Source organism: Flavobacterium restrictum (assembly GCF_007097245.1).
Lineage (GTDB): Bacteria > Bacteroidota > Bacteroidia > Flavobacteriales > Flavobacteriaceae > Flavobacterium > Flavobacterium restrictum.
The window spans coordinates 1-3,439 of sequence record NZ_VJZT01000044.1; the positions used below are offsets into that span (position 1 = coordinate 1).

Genomic DNA, 3,439 nt, shown 5'->3' on the forward strand with positions numbered 1-3,439 from the left:
TTGTAAGGAGACCATCTTCTATAAATTTCAGCCAATGGATCAATATTCATCCAACGTCCTAATGCAGGGTCATAATTCCTCGCTCCATAATCATACATATTCAGCCCCAGCTCGTCTTGCAGTTCTTTACCGTTGTACTTATACTTGTACTCTGGTTGTGCACTAATTGGACCCGAAATTTGGTGTTTCAACCCAAAGGGGTAATAATTATTTTCTTCTAAAATTTTCAAAGAGCCGCTTTGTTGAGTATAACTCACTCGTACATTGCCTAGGTGATCGGTGTAATTGTAAACATAATTATACACCCCTGCGGTGTTGTTTGCATAGCCTTCTGCTGTGGGGAAATACTGTAAAGTATTGTTTTTGTACTGAAAACCACTCAAATAATCGGTGGTTTCTGCTGGTTTTGCAGTTTCGGCTACCGTTTTACTTACTTTTTGCCCTAGCGCATTGTAAATGTAAGTAATATTTCCTTTTGTGCCAAAATCTATTTTTGTGGGTAGGTTGAGGTGGTTGTATTGTATTGGGGTGTTTATGCCTTTGTTGTTGTCAGTGGTCATATTCCCGTTAGCATCGTAGGTGTAATCGTCGCCTGACACATCCAAAAAGCCTTTGCTAATTAAGCTGTTGTCGGTTACTTTTAGTAACTGATTTGGGTTGTTGTTTTTGTAGGTATAGATCAAATTATCTATCACTGTGTTGTAGTATGGAGCCAGGAGGGCATCATTGCGTACAAGGGTTTGTATGTTTCCGTTTTTGTCGTAGGTTAGGTTTTCGTTGTAGGCATTGGTTACTACTGCGTTTCCAGGATCTTGATATTTGGCGTTGCTCAATCGGTTGAGATTGTCGTATTCGTAGCCGTATTTTTGAGCACTGCTTGCACCTAATACTTTCCAATAGGTTTCGGAGATATTGCCATTGTACAATTGGTTGACTACGGTTTCGCCTAGTGAGGCGGTGGTAGCATTGTCGTTATAATTGATTTTAAAACCAAATAAATCGGGTAGAACTGGGTCAATACTCAAATTATCGTATTTGTTAATTTCTTTGAGCCAGCCTCGAATGTTGTAGCTGTAGTCTACTTTTTGAAGTCCTGTGGTGCCACCTACTTTTTTGGTTTGGAGTTGTCCTAGGTCGTCGTATTTGTTTTGTGTCAAGAGTTCTTTGCTGCCGCCGTTTATTTGGTGGGAGTGGGTAAGCAATCGCCCTTGGTTGCTATAAGTGTATTCTTCCTTGACCAACAATTCGGGGTCGGCATTGGTGCGTTTGTGCTTGGTTTCGGTATATTGGGGTTTGCCTGCAAAATCAAAATTGCTGTCGGTTTGGGTATAACCCGATCGCTCGGTTATGCAAAATAGACCCGATCGCTCGGTTATGCAAAATAGTCCCTTGTATGGATAGCGCAGAATTGCATTCTGTGCCCACTCCAATGAGCCACAAAACTAATACAATTTGTAGTAGAAATCATTTCTTTTAAACACAAAAAAGCTATACCATTTTTTGATACAGCTTTTTTGATTTATATTACTTGCTTAACTGTGTGGGCACGGATTGCAAATCCGCGCTATCCTTACGAGGATGTTTATTCATATCCGAGCGATCGGGGATTAACTGTGTGGGCACGGATTGCAAATCCGCGCTATCCACAAGAGGAAATTTATTCATATCCGAGCGATCGGGATTGCCTTCAAAGGCTGGACTTCTTTTTTTTCCATTCACTAAGCGCACCCTCAAAGAAAGCCTTAATCTCCTCTTTTTTACCATCAACACTAACTTTAAAAATACTATCATTGTCTTTAGTAACAAGCATATATGGACTATACGTTACACCTGCATTATAAATTGTGTCAATTTTTATAATTTCACTATAATAAGCAAATTTCACTTTGTTTCTTTTCGAATTTCTTTCATCTATCCAGTAAGAAGCAATTCTTCGGTTAGTAAAAAAATTGCCAGCAACACTGTTCTTGTATTCGCTATAAAAACCATATATAGTCTCGTCGTTTTCTAACAGTTTTAAGCTCTTAATATACTCTATATCTTTCTTGTCAAGAGTTTCACTATTTTCAATCTTATTACAAGAAATTAGGGAAAAAAAAACAATTGTAATATTAAAATAATTTCGCATAACTTATTTAATTTTTATTTTCTATTTGCCAATTTGCATTTATTTGCATTTCACTGTTTCCTCCCACTGCATCATGATATAGAAAACCTGTTACCTCACTAATGTTATTGTAAGCATCTGATCTTCCTTCACTCGGACTTAAATCCAATCTATCATTAAGTTGAAAATCTATAACAACAGTTCCGTCGGATTTTACAGTAGCATTATAACCAACAGAAGCATGTCTAGTGGCCCATGTTAATTGATTACCACCAACCGCCCAAGTTTCTCCATGAGCTATAGGATTACTATTATTTAATGCTCCCCAATCTTCATTTTTACTACTCCATCTTTTTCCTCCAAATTCAACAACACCCTTCCCTTTCATTATAAACTGTAATTTTTTAAATCTTGGATCTGTCTTTAAAATTTTAATGATGTCATTCTGAAACTTTATCATACCTTCATCTTCTTTAATCTTATCTAATAGTGAACCACCTAAATTAACTTGTTCTGCTTGAAGTTGAGATTGTAAACCTAGTTCAAAAATATTATTAGCCCTATTACCAATACCTATCTGGTTCGAAAGAGATCTTCTTAAACCATGTCCCCAACCAGAGCCTGTATATCCAACATTTGCGCCTGTAAACCAACTATAAGCATTTTGAACTTGTTTCTTTGTATAAATTACTACCTCACGCAATTTTGTTGTATCTGCACCTGTTAAATCACTATATAGAATAGGATTATTCATAACAAAAGAATATGGCGTTATATTATTTGACTTTTCAGCCAATGGATCAATACCATTAAATCTAGCTATTGCAGGGTCATATGTCCTAAATTTGGTTGGATGTAATAAATTAAGTCCAAGTTCTTGAGATTCTTCCATCCCATTAAACTTATACTTGTATGCGCCTGCTCAATATCTGCCTCGCCCGAGCCTTTGTTTATGCACTCCCGCGAACAAAACCTTTTTTGTAAGAACGTGTATTACTTTTTCAAAAATAGTCTTTTTTTCAGTTGAAAAAAAAGTAAGATTGGATTTGGTAATTTTTATTTTCAATTGAAAAAAAAGAGCGTGTTTTTTTAATCGATAAACCAACCAAAAAAGCCAAAATCTATAAATTAAAAAATCAATTCGGCTGATTAGCTTTAGTTGTGCGCTCGATTTTTTTGGAAGATTGCCAAAACGTAAATGTTGTTTTTTAGATAAATTTCCCTTGGCAATCTTCTAAAAAAATGAGCATAGCCTTGTGGCGATTGAACTATGCGGTTCTACAATAAACACCCCAAGTGAAGCAAAAAAAGCGGTGCTTGCAAGGAGCGTTT

At 36.5% G+C, this 3,439-nt stretch carries 2 protein-coding genes and 1 pseudogene; all 3 read right to left on the bottom strand.

Features of this window, described 5'->3' with window-relative positions; all coding sequences use genetic code 11:
- On the bottom strand, positions 1-1,430 hold a 1,430-nt coding region (locus tag FNW21_RS16015), incomplete at its 3' end, for an RHS repeat domain-containing protein (protein ID WP_317129312.1).
- A 257-nt stretch (positions 1,431-1,687) separates the two neighbouring features.
- A complete protein-coding gene (locus FNW21_RS16020) occupies positions 1,688-2,128 on the bottom strand; it encodes a hypothetical protein (protein WP_144257754.1) in 441 nt (146 codons plus the stop codon).
- Positions 2,129-2,135: 7 nt separating this feature from the next.
- Positions 2,136-3,005, bottom strand: a pseudogene (locus tag FNW21_RS16025) (RHS repeat-associated core domain-containing protein); the annotation flags it as partial.
- Positions 3,006-3,439 lie beyond the last annotated feature (434 nt).

Excerpts from the sequence above, each read along its gene's own strand:
- FNW21_RS16020 (WP_144257754.1), bottom strand. The coding sequence starts at position 2,128 with ATGCGAAATTATTTTAATATTACAATTGTTTTTTTTTCCCTAATTTCT.